The organism is Betaproteobacteria bacterium (genome assembly GCA_009377585.1).
Taxonomy (GTDB): Bacteria; Pseudomonadota; Gammaproteobacteria; order Burkholderiales; family WYBJ01; genus WYBJ01.
Genome location: WHTS01000003.1, coordinates 104554 through 127532 on the forward strand (window position 1 = coordinate 104554; position 22979 = coordinate 127532).

Sequence of the window (22979 nt, forward strand, 5' to 3'; positions counted from 1 at the left end):
TCGGTTCGATGAACCTTCCCGCCATCTTCATCGCGCGGCCGGTTGCGACCACGCTCATCATGCTGGGGCTCGTACTCGCGGGCGCGATCGCGTTCACGCGCCTGCCGGTGTCGCCCCTGCCGCAGGTCGAGTACCCGGTGATCTCGGTGACGGCAAGTCTGCCGGGCGCAAGCCCCGAAACGATGGCGGCGACGGTCGCGACACCTCTGGAGCGCCAGCTCGGGCGCATCGCCGGGGTGAACGAGATCACTTCCTCCTCCTCGCTGGGTACGACGCGGGTGGTGCTGCAATTCGATCTCAATCGCAACATCAACGAGGCCGCGATCGAAGTGCAGGCGGCGATCAATGCGGCGCGCGGCCAGCTGCCTTCGGGCATGCCGAACAACCCGACCTACCGCAAGGTGAACCCGGCCGATGCACCGATCATGGTGCTCGCGCTCACCTCCGAGATGCACTCGCGCGGGCAGATCTACGACGTGGCCTCGACCATCGTCGCGCAGAAGCTCTCGCAGGTGCGCGGCATCGGCCAGGTCAACGTCAGCGGCAGCTCGCTGCCGGCGGTGCGCGCAGCGATCAATCCGCGCGCCTTGAGCCATCAGGGCATCGGGCTGGAAGACGTGCGCGCTGCGCTGATCGCGGCCAACTCCAACCGGCCCAAAGGACTGGTGGAGGATCACGATCGGCAATGGTGGATCCACGCCAACGATCAGGCGTTCACTGCGGCCGAGTACCTGCCGCTGGTGGTGGCGTATCGCAACGGCGCAGCGGTGCGCTTGAGCGACGTGGCGACTGTGACCGACTCGGTGCAGGACAAGAACAATGCCGCGGTCTCGGACGGCCACCCGGCCGTGCTGCTGATCCTCTATCGCGAGCCGAACGCCAATATCCTGCAGACGGTGCAGCGGGTGGAGGCGCTGCTGCCGTGGCTGCGCGCCTCGATGCCGGAAGCCATGGACCTCGGCACGGCGCTGGAGCGCACGAGCACCATTCGCGGCTCGATCCGCGAAGTCGAGCGCACGCTCATCATCTCGGTCGGGCTGGTGGTGCTGGTGGTGTTCGCGTTTCTGCGCAACTTTCGCGCCACGCTGGTCCCGGCGGCCGCCGTGCCGGTCTCGCTCGTCGGCACCTTCGCCTTCATGTACCTCGCGGGCTACAGCATCAACAATCTGTCGCTGATGGCGCTGATCGTGGCGGCCGGCTTCGTGGTCGACGACGCGATCGTCGTGCTGGAGAACACCACGCGCTACATCGAGCGCGGCATGACGCCGCGCGAGGCCGCCCATGTCGGCGCGCGCGAGGTCGCTTTCACCGTACTCTCGATGAGCCTGTCGCTCATTGCCGTGTTCATCCCGATTCTGCTGATGGGCGATGTGGTCGGGCGCTATTTTCGCGAGTTCGCCGTGACGCTGTCGGTCGCGATTCTGATCTCGCTGGTGGCCTCGCTCACGCTCACGCCGATGATGTGCGCGCTGCTGCTGCGTCCGCCGCGGCCCCAGAGTGTTCTGGTGCGCGCCAGCGAGCGATGGTTCGCCGCGATGCTGCGCGGCTATGAGCGCAGTCTCGCGTTTGCGCTGCGCCACTCGTTCCTGACCATCGTCGTGCTGGCCGCGGTCATCGGTCTCAATGTCCACCTGTACAACACCATCCCCAAAGGCTTCTTTCCGCAGCAGGACACGGGGCGTCTGTTCGGCGGCTTGCGCGCCGACCAGTCCGCACCGTTCGTGCTGACCCAGCGCAAGATGGAGTCCTTTGTCGAGATCGTGCGCGCCGACCCGGCGGTGCAGAAGGTGACGGCCGTGGTGGGCGGCGGTTCGCGCCGCTCGGGCATGATGTTCGTCACGTTGAAGCCGCTTGCGGAGCGAACCGATACGGCGGCGCAGGTCGTGGACCGGTTGCGCCGCCAGGCGCTGCGTGTTCCCGGGGCAAGGCTGTTTCTGTATCCGGTGCAGGATGTCCGTATCGGCGGCAGGCAGGCCTCCAGCACCTACCAGTACACCTTGCGCAGCGACGATCTGGAGTTGTTGCGCACCTGGACGCCGCGCCTGGAGCAGGTGCTGCTGAGCGCGCCCGAGCTGCAGGACGTCGACTCCGACCAGGAGACGCGCGGCATGCAGCTCACGCTGGTGATCGACCGGCCGACCGCCGCGCGCTACGGCCTGACGCCGGATCTCATCGATACCACACTCGGCAACGCGTTCAGCCAGGCGGTGGTTTCGACCATCTACCGCGAACGCAATCAGTACCGCGTGGTGATGGAGGTGGAAGAGCGCTTCCAGCGCAGTCCCGAGGCGCTGAAGCGGATTCACGTGCAAGCGCCCGGCGGCGCTATCGTGCCGCTGTCCGCCGTGGCGCGCTACGAGCTCACCAACACGCCGCTGTCGGTGAACCATCAAAGCCAGTTCGCCGCCTCGACCATCTCCTTCAACCTTGCCGAAGGTGCTTCGCTCTCGGACGCCACGGCGCGCATCGAGAATGCGATGGCCCGCATCGGCATGCCGACGACGATCTTCGGCACGTTCGAAGGCACGGCGCGCAGCTTCCGGCGCTCGCTGCAATATCAGCCGTGGCTCATCCTGGCCGCGATCGTCGCCGTCTACATCGTGCTCGGCATCCTGTACGAAAGCTACATCCATCCGCTCACGATTCTGTCGACGCTGCCGTCGGCGGGCGTCGGCGCGCTGCTCGGGCTGATGCTGTTCGATACCGAGTTCGGCATAATCGCGCTGATAGCGCTATTCCTTCTCATCGGCATCGTGAAGAAGAACGCCATCATGATGGTGGACTTCGCGCTTGCCGCCGAGCGCAGCGAAGGCAAACGGCCCGAGGAGGCGATCTTCGAGGCCTGCCGCCTGCGCTTTCGGCCGATCATGATGACGACCATGGCGGCAATGCTGGGCGCGCTGCCGCTCGCGCTCGGCGCGGGCGACGGCGCGGAATTGCGCACGCCGCTCGGCATCGCCATCGTCGGCGGCCTCATGCTGAGCCAGCTGCTGACGCTCTACACCACGCCGGTCGTGTACCTGTACCTGGATCGCTTCCGCCTGTGGTGCGCACGCACGCGCCGGCCGCCGCGTGCCGGTGAGCCGCTCGAGCTGCGCTGATGCGAGTGGGCCGCGGTGTTTCGTCCCGAGCGTGCGCGGCGCTGCGCGCGCTCGCGCCGGTCGCCGGCGCGGTTGCACTCGGCGCCTGCATCGTGGTGGGCCCGACCTACCAGCCGCCGGCCGTTGCAACGCCCGCCGAATATCGCGAGGCGGGCGCGCTGTGGAAGACGGCAAAGCCGAGCGATGTGGTCAAGCGCGCCAGCTGGTGGGAGCTCTACGAGGATCCGCAGTTGAGCGCCCTGGCCAGCCGCGTGCAGAGCGCCAACCAGGACGTGCGCCAGGCCGAGGCGCGCGTGCGCCAGGCTCAGGCCATCGTGCGCCAGGCCCAGGCGCAACGCTATCCCTTCGTCGGCGGCGGCGGTGCGGCGAATCGAAGCCGCGTCGTGAACGAAGGATCGGGCACCAGCACGACCTTGGAGCTCGCGCTCGACGCTTCCTGGGAGCCGGATCTGTGGGGGCGGGTGCGGCGCACGATCGAAGCGGGCGAGGCGCAGCTGCAGGCGCAGGCCGCCGATCTGGAATCGATCCGGTTGGCGGCGATCGCCACCCTGGTGCAGAACTATCTCGCGTTGCGGGTGACCGACATCCAGGCGCGGCTGCTCGATGACACGGTGAGCGCGTTCGAGCGCTTCCTGCAGCTGACGCGCAACCGCTACAACGCCGGCGTCGCGGCCAAGGCCGACGTCATCCAGGCCGAGGCGCAGCTGCGCAGCAACCAGGCGCAGCGCGTCGACCTGGGCGTCCAGCGCGCGCAGCTCGAACATTCGATCGCGGTGTTGGTCGGCGAGCCGCCGGCGGCATTGACCGTGCCGTCCGCCACGATGATCGCGGTCCTGCCTGCCATTCCGGCGGGCATACCGTCGGAGCTGCTGCAACGACGGCCCGATATCGCGCGCGCCGAGCGCAACGTCGCAGCGGCCAACGCGCGCATCGGCGTCGCGCAGGCCGCGCTCTACCCTTCGCTCAACCTCTCGGCCGCAACGGGGCTGCGCAGCGCCACGCTGGCGAATCGGCTGGGCGCGCCCAATTTGTTCTGGGCGCTGGGCGCCGCCGCCAGCCAGGTCCTGTTCGATGCCGGCGAGCGCGAGGCGATCACGGACGAGGCGCGCGCCGCGCACGAAGTGGAAGTGGCCTTCTATCGGCGCACCGTGCTGGCGGCGTTCCAGGAGGTCGAAGATCAGTTGGCGACGCTGCGCATTCTGGAAGAGGAAGCGAAATTGCAGGCCGATGCGGTGACGGCCGCGCGCGAGTCGGTTCGGTTGGTGGAGAACCAGTACAAGGCGGGCACGGCGAGCTTCCTCGCCGTCATCACCGTGCAGGCGATCGCGCTCTCCGACCAGCGCACGGCGGTGCAGATCCTCGGCCGGCGCCTGCTGGCCAGCGTGCAGCTCGTGCGCGCGTTGGGCGGGGGCTGGGACGGTCAGCTGCCCGTCCCGCAGTTGGGCGCGCAGTCCCCGCAGTTGGGCGCGCAGTCCCGGTAGGCCAGAGCCGAGGCGGCACCGGCCTGCGTGCTGACCGCCGCGTTCATTGCATCGACGTTCTCCGGCGCGAAGAACTCTGCAGGCGAGATCGTCCCGGCGTTCATCCGCGCGAAGCCATCCATGGCCCGCTGCTTGCCGTGAATCGCGCCGAAGAGCCGTTGCATTTCGGGTGAGGGGGGTTCCAGAGTCGCCAGGTGACAGGTGAATTCGTACATCGCCTTCACGCGTGCATCGCGTGCGCGCTGGTACTCGCTCATCGCGGCCTCGAACGGCAGCGCTCCGGAGAAGAACCCGTCGAGCGCGGCGACGCAGAGCTCGGCGTCATGGAAGGCGTCCATAATTCCTTGTCCGGTAATGAAGTCCCTGTTGTAGCCCGCATCACCCACGAGCGCCCAGCCTGGACCGTAGGGCTTGCGGAAATAGTTCGGCACGGCCGCAGCGGTGAACGGCGCCTCCCGCTGCGCGCCGCGCAGGCGCTCCGCGAAGGTCGGCGCCAGTTCGATCGCCTTCAGATAGCTGCCTTCGACGTCGCGCTTGTGTTGCGCGAACTCAGCGTACGGCCACCCGACAATGACCATGGTCAGATGGTCGTGAGTCGGAGCGACCGCGAAGCCCCGCTTGGCGCGGATATAGTTCTCGAATCTGCCATCCATCGGCAATCCGCTCCAATAGGTGTAGTACGCGCCGAGCAACGGCGGTTTCTCGTCATAGTGTTCGGGCCGAACGGCCTTGGCCACGAACGAGCGTCTGCCATCGGCGCCGACGACGACTTGCGCCCGCTCGATGATGGAGCCGCCCTGCTTCGAGCGGCCCCTTATTCCGACCGCACGCCCCTCCTCGATCAGGACTTCCTCGACGGCGAAGCCTTCGCGGATCTCCGCGCCCGATCGGCCCGCGGCGTCGACGAGCAGCTTGTCCAGTATCGGCCGCCTTGGGCAATACGCTACGGGTGCTTCCGTGGTGCCTGGCGCGCCGGTAATCGTGATGGCGCCGAAGTCGAAGGCGTACGTGTGCATCGGCGGACACCCGGTCGCCGCCAGGCTGTCGAGAAGCTCCCACCTCGACAGGGCGCTCACGCCGAGGGGGTGCAGGATGTGAGTCGACACCGTATCGCTCGGGAACGTTGCGCGGTCGACGGCGAGGACCCGATATCCCCTCCGGGCCAATAGCATCGCCGTCGGCGAACCGGCACAGCGTGCGCCCACGACGATTGCATCGAATGCCTGCGTCATCGCGATCTCCTTCAAGGTTCGGGTTCTCCGCGTTCGCGCTGCCGATCTGCGCACAAGCTAGCGGAGAAGGCGAGGGCGCGCTTCGGGGGAACACGCCAGTGTCCCCGGCGATGGCGTGGGTGATTTCCCCCAGATGCGGGCAAGTAGCCCGAGTCGGTCAGACGAGATTGCGCTGGTAGGCGAATGCCGTCGCCGCCGTTCGCGAGGAGACGCCGAGTTTGGCGAGGATGTTGCTCACGTGCCGGTCGATGGTCTTCTCGCTCAGGGATAGCTCGCGGGCGATGGTCTTGTTGGTCTTGCCGGCGGCGACCAGGTGCAGGATCTGCAGTTCGCGTGCCGTCAACCCATGGGCGTGACCGGAGGGGACGTCCTTCATCAGCGACTCGATCCGGGCAAGATCCGGTGCGGCGCCCAGCCGCTCGAGCACGGACCTGGCCGCGTCGATCTCCAGGCCGGCGCCGTCCTCGTCCCCGAGGGCACGGCAGGCGAGTGCGATCAGCACGCGCACGCGCGCCGCGGCGTAGGGCGCCTCGATCCGCTGCCAGACGTCGAAAGCGCGCCGCAGCGGGCCGAGCGCAGCCTGCGCGTCGCCCTCGGCCAGGTCAACGGCTCCGCACGCCTGTGCGGCGATGGCGCCCGGCACCCCGGTATCGAAGTTCCGCGCAATCTGCTCCAGCTCCCGGCAGGCGTGGCGCGCGTCCTGGACCGCGCCCACCGCCAACATAATCTCGATGCACGCGGGCAGCAGGCCCATGCGCTTCAGCCGGTCCGTCGTGGCGCCTGCGGCGCGGCGAATGGCGGCAGCAGCCGCGTCCGTGCGTCCCTGCGCCAGGCGCAACAAGGCGAGGCCCGGCTGGGGCTCCAGGCCGAGGTGACTGGCGCTACGGTATGCCTCCTCGGCCGCGCCGAACTCCCCCGTCAGGCGATGGACCTCGCCCTGCTGGTAGAACGCGGCGGCGGCGGCGCCCCGATTGATGCCTTGCGAACGCGCGCTGGCGCGTCGCGCCGCCGCGATCGCGTCCGGCCATGCGCCCTGCAGCTGCAGGATCTCCGCCCGATGGACCTGGCAGACGCCGGCGAAGGCGACCATATCGGATTGGCGCTCGCACCAATGCGCAAGGGCGGCGGCCCACTCCCGGGAGCGGTCGATCGCGTATACCCGCTGGCAGGCGTCGATCACGCTGCAGTACATCAGGCCGGTCACGAGGGGCGACAGCTCTCCCGCGGTGACCGTGACCATGGTTTCGTCCAGGAGCGCCAGCCCGGCTTCGACCTGCCCCTGCAGCAGTCGGATCCGGCCTTGCTGGTGCCGGGCGCAGGCGACCAAGTCCGCGTCGCCGCAGCGCTCGCCGATGACGGCGGCATCGGCTGCAGCGGCGTATGCATTCTCGAAGTCGCCCGATTGCAGCCGCTGCTCGACCACCGGCAGCAACAGATAGCCGCGCTCGGCGCACTCCTGGGCCTCGCGCACCAGCATCCGTTCGGCACGACCAAACCAGCCGCTCGCGCGGCCCGTCTCGCCGCGCATGAGGTGGCGAAATCCCAGCCAGAAAGCACAACGAACGGCGCGAGCGCAGCGGCCGGCGTTCAAATGAGCGTTGTAAGCACGCTCCAATGTCTCGATGTATTCACGATCCCGACCGACCAGGTATGCCGCCATCGCAAACGACTCGAGGTCTACAGCCTCGAGCGGAGCTTCACGATCGGCGCGCGAGAATGCCTGGAACGCATCGGCCCAGGCGCGCTGCCGGTATGACCTGCGCGCTCGACCGAGCTGGTGACCCACGCCTGTTCGCTCGACTGCCATTGAATTGGCCAATTCGTTCTGCCGCGAGTGCCGTGTAGTTTAGCCAATGGACACATCGGCGGGCCGAAAGCAGGAAAAGACGGCTCGAACCGCTGCAAGCAGCCTGGTAGTGCGTGCGACCGTGGATGCGGCGGAGATCGAGGCGGGATTGCGGGGACGCGATAACCTTGCCGCGTCCTGAGAGCGGAGAAACGCCGGGCGCAGCGCCGATGCTGCGCCCGGCGTCGCGACCGTGCCTCGTTCCGTTCCCGCAGACGCGAGCCCGGCAGGAACGAGGCCGGCGCAGGCACTTCAGGCGCGGCCGCTGCCGTGATGATGACCGCCGCGGCGCGGACCATCGCGGTGGCCGCGATGCTTGCCGCGTGCCCCGCTCTGGCGCACGATCTCGTCGAGCACCTTGCGCTGTTGCGGCTCGAGCGCCTGCTGTAGCGTCGCGGTGGCCTCCGCCATGGCCGCGAGGTGCTGTGCCCGGCGCTGCGCCATGTCGGCGCGGAAACGCGTGAACGTGGTCGCATCCGCGTCGCGCGCCGGACGCTGCGGCCGGTTCTCGAAGATCGAAGCGCGCGCCTTGCGATATACCTGCCACGCGTCCTGTTGCGAGGCCTTGATCTCGAGCCGGGCGGCGAGCCGATCCAGACGCTGGCTCATGCGCGTCTGCATGCGTTCGCGCATCTGCGCGCGGTCGGTTTCGGTCATCTGCGACATGCGCTGAAAGCGATGACCTTCCCCGTGCGGTTGCGACAGAGCCGGTGCGGCGGTGACGAGCACGGTCGAGCCGAGCAACGCGGCGGCGATGGTACGGGCGATGGTGGTGCGATTCATGGGTATTTACTCCTCAGGTTGGAAACGCATGGGCATTAACGCCCGGGCATGTAAACCGGCTTGCAGCAACGGGCGAGGTTTTGTTAACCGCGTGTAACGGAATGCAAGACAGGCGTTGCAGAGGCCGCGCCGACAAGCCGAAAGGCTATGCTTTGGACCTACGCAGCTCGTGACGCTTGCGCACGGCCGCGCGAACCGAGAGTCCCGCTATGAGTCAGCGCCTGCTGGTGGTGGACGACGATGCCGAGCTGCGTACGCTCCTCGAAGGCTACCTCGGCGAGCAAGGTTTCGAGGTGATAGCGGTCGAAGATGGGACCGCGCTGCGCCGGGCACTGGACGCAGGCGCATTCGATCTCGTCATCCTCGATCTCATGCTGCCGGATGACGATGGGCTGGCGCTGTGCCGCGAGCTGCGCGCCCGTTCGCGCATCCCCATTCTCATGCTGACCGCACGCGGCGACGAGCTCGATCGGATCATCGGCCTGGAGATGGGGGCGGACGACTATCTGCCGAAGCCGTTCCATCCACGCGAGCTGTTGGCACGCATCCGCAGCATCCTGCGCCGGATGCACGAGCTCGCCGGCGAACGTCCGGCCCGCGAGCTGCGCTTCGCGGGGTGGACGTTGAGCATCGGCATGCGCCATCTGGTCGGCGCGGATGGCGTCGCCATCCCGTTGTCGACTGGCGAGTTTCGCCTGCTGCAGGCGCTGGCGGAGAATGCCAACCGGGTCATGTCGCGCGACCGGCTGATGGACGTGCTGTCGGGACGCGAAGCAGGTCCGTTCGATCGCAGCGTGGATGTCATGATCAGCCGTTTGCGCCGGCGCCTCAACGACGACGCGCGCGAGCCCGAGCTCATCAAGACAGTTCGCAATGAAGGCTACCTGCTCGCGGCCAAGGTGGAGCGCAGCGCGTGAAGTGGCTGCCGCGAACGCTCTTCGGGCAGCTTCTGGCCGCCTTGGCTGCGGGGCTGCTCGCGGCGCAGGCCGTGGGTGCGTGGCTCATGCTGGACGATCGCAGCCGGTTTGCCGGACGCATTCTCGGCAGCTACGCGGCCGAGCGCGTCGCCGGCATCGTCTCCTTGCTCGACGACGCCGACGCCGAGGAGCGCGCTCGGCTGGTGCGCGCGTTGAGCGTTCCGCCTACGCGAGTGAGCCTGGAGGAGCCCTGGCGTGAGCGCGCGGAGCCGCTTTCGCCTGAGGCGCAAGCGTATGCGCGCTATCTGGAGCAGGCGCTGGCGCCGTCGCGCGACGTGCAGATCCTATCTCTGGTCCCCGCCAGGCGGGGACGATTCCACGATGAGCAGCGACGGCAGCATCGCGGCGACGACGGAACAGCACCGCCGGCGTCGCCGGAGGGCGAGCGCAAGATTCGCCGGAGCAGGCGTGGCGCCCGTTTTCCGCTCCTGCTGATGATCGCGCAGGTGCGTCTGGCCAACGGCGCGGTCGCGACCTTTCGTCATGTCGTGCCGACGGCGCCGGCGGACCGGCCGCTGCGACTGATCGCGCTGGTGGCGATCAGCGGCGTCACCGTGGCATTGCTTGCAGGCTGGGCCGTGCGCCGTCTCACCCGCCCGCTCGCCACGCTGGCCGATGCGGCCACCGGTCTTGCACGCAATCTCGACCGGCCGCCATTGCCCGAGAGCGGCCCGATCGAAGTGTCGCGCGCCGCGCGCGCGTTCAATACCATGCAGCGCGAGCTCAAGGCCTATCTCGAAACCCGCTCGCAGGCCCTGGCCGCGGTATCGCACGATCTGCGCCTGCCGCTGACGCGTGCGCGGCTGCGGCTCGAGCGCATCGGCGACGCGCAGGTAAAGGCGAGCCTCGACTCCGACTTCGAGGAAATGGAGCACATGATCGGCGGCACACTCGAATTCCTGCGTGCCGGCGCGAGCGGCGAGAATCCGATCCTGCTCAATCTGAATGCGCTGCTCGAAGGGGTGGCCGAAGACATCGAAGCGCTGGGCGCACGCGTGCGCGTTCACGGCCGCGCCGAGGCGCCGCTCCATGCTCGAGCTCACGCCTTGCGCCGCTGCCTCGCGAATCTCATGGACAATGCGCGCCGCCATGGCGGCGGCGACATCGACGTCACGGTGCTCGATTCACCGCAGAGCGTGCGCATTCGCATCGAGGATCGCGGGCCCAGCATTGCCGCGGCCGAGCGCGAGCGGGTTTTCGAACCGTACGTGCGCCTCGAGCCCTCGCGTGCGCGCCATACCGGCGGCAGCGGTCTCGGGCTTGCCATCGCGCGCGCGGTCGCACGCGCACACGGCGGGGACATTGCGCTTTCCGATCGTGGCGGCGGCGGCTTGTGCGCCGAGCTGACGCTGCCGCGTGTGGCGAATTCTCGCCTCGGTATGGCGTCGAGTCAGTCGTCATAACACAGGAAGTGCTATTCTCGGCGCGTCGCTACAGCCCGCAAATTGGTATGGCCGTCAACCGAAACAATGTCGATCCAGCCGCGTTCAATGAGAAGGCAACGCTTCCCTACGAGCTTCGAAGTGATGACTTTCGACTCGCCATGCAGGATGTATACGACTTCTTTTACGACGTAAACATCCATTTGGTGGAGAAAGGATTGGACAGGCTGGATGACATGCTTCGGCCCGCGATCATGTCAGGCTTGTTGTCGGACATGTTGACGGCAAGCTTGGCGAAGCATTCCAGGACGTTAGTGGAAAATTGTTTCTTTAACGGACACCCCGACCTGGTGCTTCGCGGGAAGTATCCGAACAATTGCGTGAAAGCAGGCGAACACGGTGTCGAGATAAAGACGACTTTGAAATCCGGTGGAGCCGTCGATACTCATGGCGCTCGAAATCAATGGATGTGCGTATTCGTTTATGTCGTTGATAAGGATACTGAGCCAGTGAGCGATCGAAGGCCCATGACTTTTTCAGAGGTTTATCTCGGCCAAGTCACGGTAGACGATTTCCGCCGAAACGCCAGGAGCGAACTGGGGACCCGAACAGCGACGCTGCATGCTGACGGGATTGCGAAGCTGCGTCAAAAGTGGATATACAAAGCCGGCCCTGCGGCAGGCGTCGATACTGCGCGCAAACGTGTCAAAGACCGTAGAGGATAATCAATCCGCAGAGCTCTCAACCCGCAAGGCAGCGAGCTTGGGTAGGGCGCGGGTGGCCATGGCGAAGTAGTCGAGACCCTTTTCGATACCCAGGCTTTCGTATCCGACTGCTTCCGCCGCTGCGAGCGTGGATCCAGATCCGGCAAACGGATCGAGCACCTTGCCTACACCCAGCGGCAGAACTGCTCGAACCAGCTGCCTTAGAAAAGCCTGTGGTTTCAGGCTGGGGTGCTGCGCGAGCCGGCGCTCCGAAGCATGGGTCGGCCTCGATTGGATGACGTCGCCGAAAGGCCGGCTCGCCGAAATTCTTCGAAAGCCGCCCGTATGCCACCTTCGCAAGTTGTCCTGTACCCGGCCGTCCAGCGGCTTTCTGAAGATGAGCCACGGCTCCCACATCGATCGCGGCATCACGCTCACGTCAGCAAACTCCAGATGAGCGTGCTTTGGCCTGTCGCCGCCTCGCATCGTCATCACGAGCCGTACGATTTCGCCGCGGCGTTCCAGCCCCGCGCGCGACAGTGCGCCGGAAACGATGAATGAGAGCAGCGGATTGCTCGCAACGACGACGTTCGCCCCTGGCACGAGGACGGGAAGCAGGCGTCGTGCCCATGCAAAGAAAAAATCACCAAGCGCGTCCAGATCGGTTTGTCGCAAGACGGTGAATCGAGGCAGTGGCGACCGTCGATTGCCATCGAACGATGGAGGGATCCTCCAAATGCCGCCCTTGCCGTCTCGAAGCTTCGCTTGTTGAGCTTCGGAGTACTCCACCAGGCCATAGGGAGGATCTGTCACAACGGCGTGAACGGAGTTTGGGATCTGCTTTTCCAGCCATAGAACACAATCGTCGTGCAAGAGCATTGCTTTGCCGAATTCGAAGGGCGCTTGCGTGTATCGACTGGTCGCTGGGCGTGGCTCGTACAAAAACTCATTCAAGATGTACTGCGCACGATCCATCCGAACAAACAACTCAGGCGTATTGAGCTGAAGGTACGACCGAATCGATGACGTCGGCACATCGCCGAGGAGCCCCGCTACTTCGCGCGTGATTTCGTAGACGGTGGCGCCCTCGCGGCGGGAGCCTAATACATGAACTATGGCATCCCTGACTTCCCCCGGTCGTTTTCGCATAAACCCTCTTCGGAAAGCCCGAGCTTAGAACCAAGACGTCCAGACGTCAATGCGATGGATGGAACGTGCTGGCCATGAAAGGGCTGCGCCAAGGGTTATCCGGGGCGAGTACGGCTCTTGTGCCGGTGTCGCGCGACCCGCAAATGGCGCAGGCTTGGGAAACCCATGCCTGTAGGAGGAGTCCTAGCACAACAATCGGCACCTCGCGCGTCCATGTCGTGAGCTTCGCCGGTACGGCAGTACTAGGAGCCAACCGGTCGTCGATTCGATTCAGGCTCGGCTGGCGGGCGCAGGAGGAAACGAACGATGCCGCTGCGATTGCTTGTCATCGAAGACCGGTTGTCGGACTTCGAGTTGATCGAACAGCAGCTGGAACGCCAGGGCGTGGCTGCGACCTGCCGGCGCGTGGACAGCGCGGACGATCTGGAAGGCGCACTGGACGACGGCGCCTGGGATGCGGTGCTCACCGACTACAACCTCCCTGGAATGAAATTTCAGGAGACGGTCTCGCGGCTGCGTACGCGCCGGCCCGAGTTGCCGATCGTGCTCGTGTCCGGCTACATGGGTGAGGACCAGGCGGCCATGTTGCTCGAGGCCGGCATCGCCGATTTCGTCCTGAAATACCGTCCGGCGCGCCTGGGTGCGGCGATCCGGCGTGCTATCGCGAATGCCCAGGCGCAGCATGCTCGATGCCAGGCGGAGATCGCCCTGCACGATAGCGCGCAGCGGCTGCAGGAGGCGCTGGGCGAGGTGCAGGCAACCAACGAGCGCCTGGAGCAGGAGGTTGCGGCGCGCACGGCGCAGCTGCGCCGGCAAACCAACTACCTGCTCGCGCTGATCGACAATGTCCCGTTTCGCGTCTGGCTCAAGGATACCGAAGGCCGCTTCCTGGCCGTGAACCGGGCCCAGGCAGCGGCGCACGGACGCACGCCGCAGGACATCGTGGGCAGGACCGACTTCGACCTGGTGGACGCAGAGACCGCCCGCGAGTGGCTCGCAGCCGATCGCGAGGTCATGCGCAATCGCCGCCCTGCGAAGCACGACATTGCGCTCAACGGTGCCGATCGGATGGGCTGGGTCGAATCCTACAAGGCGCCGGTGTTCGACGCGGCCGGCAACGTTCTGGGCACGATCGGCTACGCCCGCGACATGACCGACCTCGAAGCGACTGACCCCGTGGGCGAGAGGGCGCGCGACCCGAGGCGTCCGCAGCGCTAGCGCGTCTTGCCGCAGAACAAAAGGTTACCGAACGCGTTTGGCGGCACGCTGCGGTTGATTTCCGTATCCCTTGTCAGTAGGATTTCGGGCGAAACTCCAACCGCGTCCAACCTCTCCCGCGCGCGCAACCGATCGCGCGGCGCCGTTGAGACCGAAAACGCGCACCGGCTGCGGCCACAATATCGAATGATTGCCTGCCCCGAATGAGCACTGTGCCGGCGGCGTTGCAACGGCCCGCGCCTTGTCGAGCGCTGCCTTTTCGGCTGACGGCCCGGCAATGAGCCCGTTCGAGCTGATCGAGCCCACGTCGCTGCAGGAAGCGGTGAACCTGCTCGAACCGGCCGACCCGTCGGTGCGCGCGGCCGGCGGCTGCACCGCGCTCATGCTCATGATGAAGGCCGGGGTGCTGAAACCGCGGCGCCTGGTGAGCTTGCGCCGCATCGAGCCGCGCTACTTCGCCATCGAGCGCGAACCGCAGGCGATCCGGCTCGGCGCCCAAGTCACGCTCACGCAACTCGAGCACTCTCCGGCGGTCCACGACGCGCTTCCGGTCGTGTGCCGCGCGCTCAGCCGGCTTGCCAACGTGCGCGTACGCAATGTCGCAACGGTCGGCGGCAACCTCGCGCACGCCGACCCGCACATGGACTTGCCTGCGCTGCTGGCCGCGCTCGATGCGCGCATCGTCGTGCAAGGCGCGGCCGGCACGCGCACGCTTGCGCTCGCCGAGCTGATCGCGGGCTACATGGAAACCACCCTCGCGGGCGACGAGCTGATCGCCGAGGTGCATATCCCTGTTCACAAGGCGCGTCGGGCGGCGTACCGGAAGGTGACGACCCGGTGCGCCGACGATTGGCCGGCACTCGGCATCGCGGTCGCGCTGGACATGGGCGAGGACGGGATGGTGGACGATGCGCGCGTGGTGGTGAGCGCGGCCGTGGACCGGCCCACGCGCCTGAGCGCGGTGGAAGCGCTCGTTCGCGGCGCTCGGCTCGACGCTGCGCTGCTCGAGCGCGCGGGCGATGCGGCGGCCGAGCAGGAATTGATCGGCGATCAGCACGGTTCGGCGGCGTACAAGCGTGAGCTCCTGCGCGTGCACATGCGGCGCGCGTTACGCGAAGCCGTGTCAGCGCCCGCCGCTGCGGCTGCGCAATGAGCTCACTGCGTGCGATGGCGCGACGAGTCAGTGGATGCGATGACGCAATGAGCCGAGTGGATGGGACGATGCGACGAGCCGAGTGGACGCGATGATGCAATCGAGGCCGCAGCAGTGAGCGCGCTCCGCCACAACGGTCCGCAAGTCGGCCGTTCGGTGCTGCGCAAGGAGGCGCGCGCCAAGCTCACGGGCCGCGCGCCCTACGTGCACAACCTCGTGCTGCCCGGCATGCTGTACGGCAAGATCGCGCGCAGCCCCATCGCGCATGGCCGCATCCGCCGCATCGATACCGCAGCCGCGCGCGCGCATCCCGGCGTGCATCGCGTGCTGACGGGCGAGGACATCCGGGCGCTCATTCCCGATCCGCACTACGGCCCGGCGTTTCACGATCAGCCGATCCTCGCGCTCGACAAGGTGCGCTACGCCGGCGAGCCGGTCGCGCTGGTGCTCGCGGCCGATCCGCACGTGGCCGAGGCGGCCGCACAGTCGATCGAGGTCGAGTACGAGGAGTTGCCCGCAGTCTTCGACGAAGTCGCGGCGATGACCTCGCAGGCCATCGTGCACGAGACGCTCAAGCCCGCCGGAACGTTTCCCGATCTCAAGCACCTGGCCGGCAAGCGCGACACCAATATCGCGCTCGACTTCCATCTGCGCCGCGGTGACGTGAACACCGCGTTCGCCGAGGCCGCGCAGGTCTTCGAGCATACGTTCAAGACGCAGCAGGTGCTGCACCTGCCGCTCGAGCCCTTCGTCACGGTGGCGGAACCGGGCGACGGGCGGCTCACGCTCCATACCGCTTCGCAGAGCCCGTCGTTCGTGCGCATCGAGATCGCGCGCCTGCTCGGCTGGCCGGAGAACCGCGTGCGGGTGCAGGTGCCGTTCCTGGGCGGCGGCTTCGGCGCCAAGCTCTACATCAAGCTGGAAGCGCTGGTCGCCGCGGCGGCGTTGATCGTACGCCGGCCAGTGAAGGTGGCGGCTTCGATGGAAGAGCAGTTCTACACGCTCACCAAGCATGCGGCCACGCTGCGCATCAAAAGCGGTGTGGACGGCAGCGGCCGCATCGTCGCGCGTGCATGCGAGGTGTGGTGGAACGGCGGCGCGTATGCCGACATCGGTCCGCGCATCACGCAGAAGTCGGGCTTCACCGCGCCCGGCCCATACGATATCGATAACGTGACGATCGATTCCTACGCGCTCTATACCAATCTGCCGCCTGCCGGGGCGCTGCGGGGCTTCGGCATCCCGCAGCTGGTGTGGGCTTACGAGAGCCATGCGGACATGGTTGCGCGCGCGATCGGCATGGATCCGCTCGAATTCCGCCGCAAGAACATTCTGCGCGAAGGCCGGCCGCAGGCAACCGGGACCATCATGCGCGATGCGGCGCTGGATCGGGTGCTGGAGCGGCTCGCGCAGCGCATGCGCTGGAACGAGCCCTTCGATCGCGCTAGCGGCACGCTCAAGCGCGGGCGCGGGATCGCGATCGGCTTCAAGGCGAGCATTTCGCCCACCACATCGGTTGCGATCGTGACCGTCAACGCCGACGCGAGCTGTAGCCTGCTCTGCAGCACGGTCGACATGGGGCAGGGCTCGGATACCGCGATGGCGCAGATCGTGGGCGAAGTGCTGGGCGTCGAAGCCGAGCAGGTGAGCGTGGTGCATCCCGACACCGACGTGACGCCCTACGACATGGCAACGCTCGGCTCGCGCTCCACCTACCACATGGGCAACGCGGTCAGGCGCGCGGCCGAGGACGCACGCGACAAGCTGCTTGCGCTCGCCGGCGAGCTGGGCTTGCCGCCGGAGACCACGCCGATTCCGGATCTCTTTCGCAAGAAGTACGGCATGCAGGCCGGCAACGTGGTCGGCATGGGAAGCTTCGTCCCGGCGTATGCCCCGACCGATCACGCCACCGGCCAGTCGGACAACGTCACGCCGTTCTGGATGGTGGGGGCGACCGGTGTCGAAGTCGCCGTCGACACCGAGACCGGGCAGTTCGAAGTGACGCGGCTCGTCAACGTGGCCGATTGCGGCAAGGCGATCAATCCCGCGGTGGTTCAGACGCAACTCTCCGGCGCCGCTATCATGCAGCTCGGCTTCAGCACCTCCGAGCACATGCTCTTCCGCGACGGCCAGTTGATGAATGCGTCGCTTGCCGAATACAAGATTCCCGGCATGCTCGATGTGCCGGCTCGGATCGAGAACGAGGCAGTGGACGGCAACGAGCGCGGCGGCCCGTTCGGCGCCAAGGGCGTGGGCGAGAGCGGCACGTTCGGGGTGTCGCCGGCGATCGCGAACGCGATCGAGGATGCGGTCGGTGTGCGCCTGACCGCGCTGCCGCTCACCGCCGAGAGCGTGTACCGGGCGCTGCGCGTCCAGTGCGGCCAGCCGCTGGAAAACGAATGAGGGACCAATGAGCGTGGAAGCCGCGGCCGAGCGCACGATCCGCTTTCGCTTGAACGGCGAAGCGGTCAGCGCGCAGATTGGAAGCCATCACACGCTGGTGGAGCTGCTGCAGCGGATGGGACTCGGCGGCGCACGCGAAAGTTGTGCGCAAGGGCTGTGCGGCTGTTGCACGGTGCTCGTCGACGGGACGGCGGTTTCCGGTTGTCTGTACCTGGCGGCGTTCGTGGACGGCGCGGAAGTGGCCACCATCGAGCAGGTACACGGCGATGACCAGCAATGGATGCTTCGGACGGCGCAACAAGCAAGACCCACGACGCTCCCCTCTCCCTCTGGGAGAGGGGCTGGGGGTGAGGGAAACGACGCCACGCGAGGTTACGGGACGCAAGTCGCGATGGATGACCTCGGCCTGGATGCGGTACAGAGAGCGTTCGCCGCATGCGGCGCATTCCAGTGCGGCTTCTGCACGCCCGGGTTCGTGCTCATGAGCCGGCAGCTCCTGGACGCGAATCCCGATCCGAGCGAAGACGAGATCCGGCATTACCTGTCCGGCAACCTGTGCCGGTGCGCGGCCTATCCGGAGATCGTGCGCGCCGTGCAGCTCGCGGCCCGCATGCGCGCAGGCCAGGCATGAGCGCCGCCACCGGCAATCCGCTCGACTTGCGCGTCTGGCTGGAGGAAGCGCGGCGCCTGGGCGAGCTGCGCGATGTCGAAGGCGCCGACTGGAATCTCGAGCTCGGCACGGTCAGCGAGCTGAACGTCAAGAAAACCAACCCGCCTGCCCTGCTGTTCGACCGTATCCCGGGCTATCCCGCGGGCTATCGTGTGCTCACCTGCAGCACGTCGAGCCCGGCGCGGCTTGCTTCCATCCTGCGGCTCGGGCCCGAGCAAAGCCACCATGGGCTGGTGCAGAAGCTGCGCGGCAGGCCGGCGCAATGGCAGGCGCGTGCTGCGCAGTTCAAGCCGGTCGGGGTAGAAGGCGGGCCGGTGTTCGACAACGCAGTGAGCGGGGCCGACCTGGATCTGTTCGCGTTCCCGTCGCCGCTTTGGCACGAAGGCGATGGCGGGCGCTACATCGGCACGGGCTGCATGGTGGTGACGCGCGATTACGACAGCGACTGGATCAACGTCGGCACCTACCGGGTGATGATTCACGACCGCAACCACGTCGGGCTCGACATGATTCCGGGCAAGCACGGCGCGATCCAGTATCGCAAGCACATGGCCGCGGGCAAGCCCTTCCCGGTGTGCATCGTGCTCGGCGCCGATCCGCTCGGCTACCTGGTGTCGGGGATCGAGGTGCCATTCGGCATGTGCGAATACGACTACATCGGGGCGATCCTGAACGAGCCGGTCGCCGTGGTGAAGGGCGCGCTCACCGGGCTGCCTCTTCCGGCAGCCTCGGAGATCGTGCTCGAAGGCTGGGCGCAGCCGGGCGACGAGCGCATCGAAGGACCGTTCGGCGAATTCCACGGCTACTACCCCGGCAAGGCCGCCACCGCGCCTGCGGTGAAGATCGAGCGCATCTACTTCCGAAACGATCCGATCATGATCGGCAGTCCGCCCGCCAAGCCGCCGAACGACTATTCGTATTCGAAGGCGGTCATGCGCTCGGCACTGCTGTTCGATGCGCTGGCCGCGGCCGGCGTGCCCGACGTCGCCGCAGTCTGGGCGCACGAGATCGGCGGCGCGCGCATGTTCAACGTGGTCGCGATCAAGCAACGCTACGCCGGGCATGCGCGTCAGGCCGGCCACATCCTCAACCAGTGCGGGGTCGGCGCCTACATGTCGCGCTACTCGGTGGTGGTGGATGAGGACATCGATCCGTCGAACCTGCAGGAAGTGATGTGGGCGGTGGCGACGCGCACCGATCCGGCGCTCGACATCGACATCATCCAGCGCGGCATGGGCTCGAAGAACGACCCGATGTCGATTGCCTACCCGTATGCGGCGCCGTTGAGCTCCAAGGCGATCATCGACGCCTGCCGGCCGTACGATTTCCTGCACGAGTTCCCCGCCGTGGCCGAAGCGAGCAAGGAGCTGCAGGAGAAGATCCGCGCGAAATGGAAGGACCTGCTCTGAGGAGCAGGCCGCATCAGGGAGAGCACAACATGCCGCGTTTCACCACCCTCCTCTTCGGCGCGAGCTTGCTGGCAGCCGCCGCTGGCCTGCAGGCGCAGGATTACCCGACCAAGCCCATCCGCGTCCTGGTGCCGTTCGCGCCCGGCGGCGTGGTCGACACCTCCACCCGCATCCTCACCAACAAGCTCACCGAGCGGCTCGGCTGGACCTTCGTCATCGACAACCGTCCCGGCGGCAATGGCTTCATCGCAGTCGGCATCGCGGCAAAGGCGCCAGCCGACGGCTACACGCTGCTGTGCGCGCACACCGGCGAGTTCTCGGTGAACCCGGTCGTGCTCAAGAACGTGCCGTATGACCTCGATCGCGACTTCACGCCCATTACCATGCTGAGTGACGCCGCCATGGCGGTGGTGGTCAGCACCGCGTCCGGCATCGGCGGCTTCAAGGAGCTGGTGGCTGCCGCCAAGGCCAAGCCGGGGGAAGTGACCTACGGCTCGCCGGGCACGGGATCGGTCAACCAGCTGGCCGCCGAATGGATCGCCGCCGCGGCAGGCATCAAGCTGCTGCACGTGCCCTACAAGGGCGGCGCACCGGCCGTGGCCGCCGTCGCAGGCGGCGAGGTCGCCTTCACCGTGGCCGGCATTCCCGGGGTCATTGCGCATCTGAAATCCGACCGCGTCAAGGTGATCGGGGTGACGACGGCCAAGCGCTCGCCGCACGGGCCCGACTGGATGACGCCGCAGGAGGCCGGCATACCCGGAGTGGACGCCTCGATCTGGGTTGGATTGTTCGCACCCAAGGGCCTGCCGAAGTCGGTCGTCGACAAGCTTTACGCGGAAACGCGCGCGACACTGAAACTTCCGGACGTGTGCGAACGCTACGCGACCGTTGGCGCCGCCGATACCATTGGCATGCCGCCGGCGGAGTTCCATGCGCGGATCAAGCGCGATCTCGAAACCTATCGCAAGGTGGCCCGTCAGGTCGGCATCCAGCCGCAGTAAACAGGGAGGCGATGCTCCGAATTGGAGGGAGCTTGGCTCATGCACCGGGTACAGATCCTCGGCGGGCGTCCGATAGAAAGGTTCTGGATCGTTTTGATCGCGCTTTTTTCCCCATGCAGACGCTGACCACGCTCGAGAAGCTCGTGCTGACCGTGGCGCTTGCGGCCGCAACCGTCACCAGTTGGGCCGCGCCCGCCATCCCGCGCAGCGAGATCGAGCGCAAGCCGATGCGGCTGCTGGCGGTTTTCGAGGGGGGCGCGGCGATCGAGCTCGAAGCGCTGCTCGTCAAGCCGGCAGCCGAGGCGCGCTATCCGCTGGCGCTCATCACCCACGGCTCGCCGCGGCAGAGCGAGGCGCGGCGCCGGATGTCGGCTGCGCAGATGTCCTTCCAGGCTGAGGAACTGGCGCGGCGCGGTTACGTCGCCGTGGTGGTGATGCGGCGGGGCTACGGCACATCCGAAGGCAGCTGGGACGAGTCGTCCGGCCGCTGCGATTCCGCCGACCACGAACGCGCGGCACGCGAAAGCGCGCGTGATTTGCGCGCGGCCCTGCGCGCGCTCGCATCTCATCCGCAGGTCGATGCGACCCGGACGATCGTCATCGGCCAGTCGGCGGGCGGCATCGGCACCCTCGCGCTGGCGGCCGATCCGCCCCCGGGGTTGAAGGCGGTGGTGAACTTCGCCGGCGGCCGCGGCTCGCGCGCGCCGAACGAGATCTGCCGCGAAGACCGTCTGATCGAAGCCTACGCAGCATTCGGCAAGGCGGCGCGCGTGCCGAGCTTGTGGATCTACACCGAGAACGACCACTATTTCGGCCCGGAGCTCGCTCGGCGCATGTTCGCCGCCTACCGGGAAAAAGGCGGCGTCGGCGAATTGCGCCTGTTGCCGGCGTTCGGCGAAGACGGCCATGCCCTATTCGCCCGCCGCGGCGGTGTGCCGCAATGGCGGCCCCTGCTCGACGCGTTCCTGCGCAAAAACGATCTGCCGACCTGGGATTCGCCGCCGACCGAGCCGTCGGTCGCGCAGCTGCCGGCGCCCGAAGTGCTGGCCACGGAATACCTGCAGCAGTGGCATCGCTACCTGGAGTCGTCCGACAACAAGGCGTTCGCCATCTCGCCCACCGGCCGGTTCGCCTGGCGCTCGGGCCGGTACACCCCGGCCGCGGCGCGCACGGCCGCGCTCGATGCTTGCGGGCTGCAGTCGTGCCGCCTCTACTCGCAGAACGACACGCTGGTATCCGAGACGCTCGTATCGCGCTGAAGGCCAGCGGCGCGTAGACTGCCCTCGCATGGCAGAAAGCTTCGACAAGGGGCGCCTGGCCAAATCGTTGCGCGATACCCAGCAGCCGCTGGAACGGGCGCGCACGCTGCCCGCGCCGTGCTACCACGCCGAGTCGATTCACGCGCTGGAGCAAGAGGCGCTCTTCGCGCGGCATTGGTTGGCCGTCGCGCGCGAACAAGATCTGACCGACGCCGGCCATTTCGTGACCCGCGACATCGGCCGGGAACGGGTGCTGGTGGTGCGCGGTCACGACGGCTGCCTGCGCGCCTTCTTCAACGTCTGCCGCCATCGCGGGTCGCGTCTGGTGGAGGAAGCGAGCGGGCGCTTGCAGCAGGCGATCGCCTGCCCGTATCACGCCTGGACCTACGCGCTGGACGGTCGGCTGTTGCGGGCGCCGCGAATGGATACGGGTAATGGCGCCGAAGCGCTCGCCTTGAGCGCCATGCCGCTCGCGCGTAAGGACGGCTTCGTGTTCGTCAATTTCGATAGTGCGGCGAGGCCACTGGACGAGGCGCTTGCCGACCTGCCCGACGGATCGCGCTTGGGCCTGGAGCGGCTGCGGCGCGTGCGCGCGCTCGAATACCGCGTCGAGGCGAACTGGAAGCTCGTGTGCGAAAACTACAGCGAGTGCTACCACTGCCCGCGCGCGCATCCGCAGCTCGACCGTTTGAGCGAGACTTCGATCGGCGGCTTCGAACAGGGCCGCTGCTTCAACGGCGGGCCGATGCGCCTGCGCGCGGGTTTCGATACGCTCTCGATGAGTGGGCGTAGCACCTGGCCGCGGTTAGGCAATGTGGGTTGCGGCGCGGACGAAGCTCTCGTGCACTACTATCTCGTTTATCCGAACCTGATGCTCGGCATACATCCCGACTACCTGAGCGTGCATACGGTATGGCCTATGAGCGCGCACGCTTCGCGCGTTTCGTGCGAGATTTCCGTGCCGCGCGAGACGCTCACTTTGCCGGGCTTCGACCCGGCGCCGGTGATCGACTTCTGGGAGCTCACGAACACGCAGGATTGGGCTTTGTGCGAGCGGGTGCAACGCGGCGTCGCTTCGCGCGGTTACCGGCCCGGCCCGTATGCGCCGAGCGAGCGCTGCGTACATGCTTTCGACGCATGGTATGCGCAGTGGCTCGCATCGGCCCTCGCCAGCGCATGATGGCCTGCGCTCGTTTTCGATCATCGGCCAA

The 22979-nt window shown here is 67.0% G+C and carries 16 protein-coding genes and 2 pseudogenes; 14 read left to right on the forward strand and 4 right to left on the reverse strand.

The annotated features are described in order from the left end of the window. Nucleotides 1-8: 8 nt before the first annotated feature. Both GEV05_01950 and GEV05_01955 read left to right on the forward strand, forming a co-directional pair. On the forward strand, nt 9-3101 hold the full coding sequence (locus GEV05_01950; protein ID MPZ42169.1) for a multidrug efflux RND transporter permease subunit: 3093 nt from the start codon (nt 9-11) through the stop codon (nt 3099-3101). Next, entirely contained in the window at nt 3101-4582 is a 1482-nt protein-coding gene (locus GEV05_01955; protein MPZ42170.1) for an efflux transporter outer membrane subunit, read from the forward strand. Before GEV05_01950 ends, GEV05_01955 begins: the two co-directional genes overlap by 1 nt. Here the strand turns inward: GEV05_01955 and GEV05_01960 are convergent. The 3 genes from GEV05_01960 to GEV05_01970 form a co-directional block, all read right to left on the reverse strand. Further along, nucleotides 4522-5814, reverse strand: coding sequence for an oxidoreductase (locus GEV05_01960; GenBank protein ID MPZ42171.1), 1293 nt, complete (start codon nt 5812-5814; stop codon nt 4522-4524). The two genes, GEV05_01955 and GEV05_01960, sit on opposite strands and share 61 nt — an antisense overlap. A 157-nt stretch (nt 5815-5971) precedes the next feature. Beyond that, a complete protein-coding gene (locus GEV05_01965; protein ID MPZ42172.1) occupies nt 5972-7621 on the reverse strand; it encodes a helix-turn-helix transcriptional regulator in 1650 nt (549 codons plus the stop codon). A gap of 291 nt (nt 7622-7912) precedes the next feature. Continuing rightward, entirely contained in the window at nt 7913-8443 is a 531-nt protein-coding gene (locus GEV05_01970; GenBank protein ID MPZ42173.1) for a hypothetical protein, read from the reverse strand. Nucleotides 8444-8652: 209 nt separating this feature from the next. Here GEV05_01970 and GEV05_01975 point away from each other — a divergent pair, with 209 nt between their 5' ends. From GEV05_01975 to GEV05_01985, 3 genes are all read left to right on the forward strand, one after another. Further along, the gene (locus tag GEV05_01975) at nt 8653-9360 is read left to right on the forward strand and encodes a response regulator (protein ID MPZ42174.1); all 708 of its coding nucleotides are present in this window, start codon (nt 8653-8655) and stop codon (nt 9358-9360) included. An 86-nt stretch (nt 9361-9446) separates the two neighbouring features. Beyond that, nucleotides 9447-10823: a HAMP domain-containing protein gene (locus GEV05_01980; GenBank protein MPZ42175.1), complete on the forward strand. Its 1377-nt coding sequence runs from the start codon at nt 9447-9449 to the stop codon at nt 10821-10823. A gap of 47 nt (nt 10824-10870) precedes the next feature. After that, the gene (locus GEV05_01985; protein MPZ42176.1) at nt 10871-11527 is read left to right on the forward strand and encodes a hypothetical protein; all 657 of its coding nucleotides are present in this window, start codon (nt 10871-10873) and stop codon (nt 11525-11527) included. On the opposite strand, the gene GEV05_01990 is transcribed toward GEV05_01985, so the two are convergent. Further along, a complete protein-coding gene (locus tag GEV05_01990; protein MPZ42177.1) occupies nt 11528-12655 on the reverse strand; it encodes a site-specific DNA-methyltransferase in 1128 nt (375 codons plus the stop codon). A 306-nt stretch (nt 12656-12961) separates the two neighbouring features. On the opposite strand from GEV05_01990, the gene GEV05_01995 reads away from it, so the two are divergent. The 9 genes and pseudogenes from GEV05_01995 to GEV05_02035 all read left to right on the forward strand — a co-directional run bounded on the left by GEV05_01995 (nt 12962) and on the right by GEV05_02035 (nt 22948). After that, nucleotides 12962-13873 carry a PAS domain-containing protein gene (locus GEV05_01995; protein ID MPZ42178.1) on the forward strand — a complete coding sequence of 304 codons (912 nt, stop codon included), beginning with the start codon at nt 12962-12964 and terminating at the stop codon, nt 13871-13873. A 277-nt stretch (nt 13874-14150) separates the two neighbouring features. Beyond that, nucleotides 14151-15026: a xanthine dehydrogenase family protein subunit M gene (locus tag GEV05_02000; protein MPZ42179.1), complete on the forward strand. Its 876-nt coding sequence runs from the start codon at nt 14151-14153 to the stop codon at nt 15024-15026. A gap of 60 nt (nt 15027-15086) precedes the next feature. Next, nucleotides 15087-17429 (forward strand): molybdopterin-dependent oxidoreductase, encoded by a 2343-nt coding sequence (locus GEV05_02005; protein MPZ42180.1) that lies wholly within the window; start codon nt 15087-15089, stop codon nt 17427-17429. 7 nt (nt 17430-17436) lie between these two features. Further along, nucleotides 17437-17688: pseudogene (locus GEV05_02010) on the forward strand (2Fe-2S iron-sulfur cluster binding domain-containing protein). Between the two features lie 147 nt (nt 17689-17835). Beyond that, nucleotides 17836-18060 (forward strand): annotated as a pseudogene (locus GEV05_02015) ((2Fe-2S)-binding protein). Next, nucleotides 18057-19508, forward strand: a complete 1452-nt coding sequence (locus GEV05_02020; protein MPZ42181.1) for a UbiD family decarboxylase — start codon at nt 18057-18059, stop codon at nt 19506-19508. Before GEV05_02015 ends, GEV05_02020 begins: the two are co-directional and overlap by 4 nt. After that, a complete protein-coding gene (locus tag GEV05_02025; GenBank protein ID MPZ42182.1) occupies nt 19490-20509 on the forward strand; it encodes a tripartite tricarboxylate transporter substrate binding protein in 1020 nt (339 codons plus the stop codon). Before GEV05_02020 ends, GEV05_02025 begins: the two co-directional genes overlap by 19 nt. An 11-nt stretch (nt 20510-20520) precedes the next feature. Beyond that, nucleotides 20521-21768, forward strand: a complete 1248-nt coding sequence (locus tag GEV05_02030; protein MPZ42183.1) for a prolyl oligopeptidase family serine peptidase — start codon at nt 20521-20523, stop codon at nt 21766-21768. Then, on the forward strand, nt 21416-22948 hold the full coding sequence (locus GEV05_02035; GenBank protein MPZ42184.1) for a Rieske 2Fe-2S domain-containing protein: 1533 nt from the start codon (nt 21416-21418) through the stop codon (nt 22946-22948). Before GEV05_02030 ends, GEV05_02035 begins: the two co-directional genes overlap by 353 nt. Nucleotides 22949-22979: the final 31 nt, after the last annotated feature.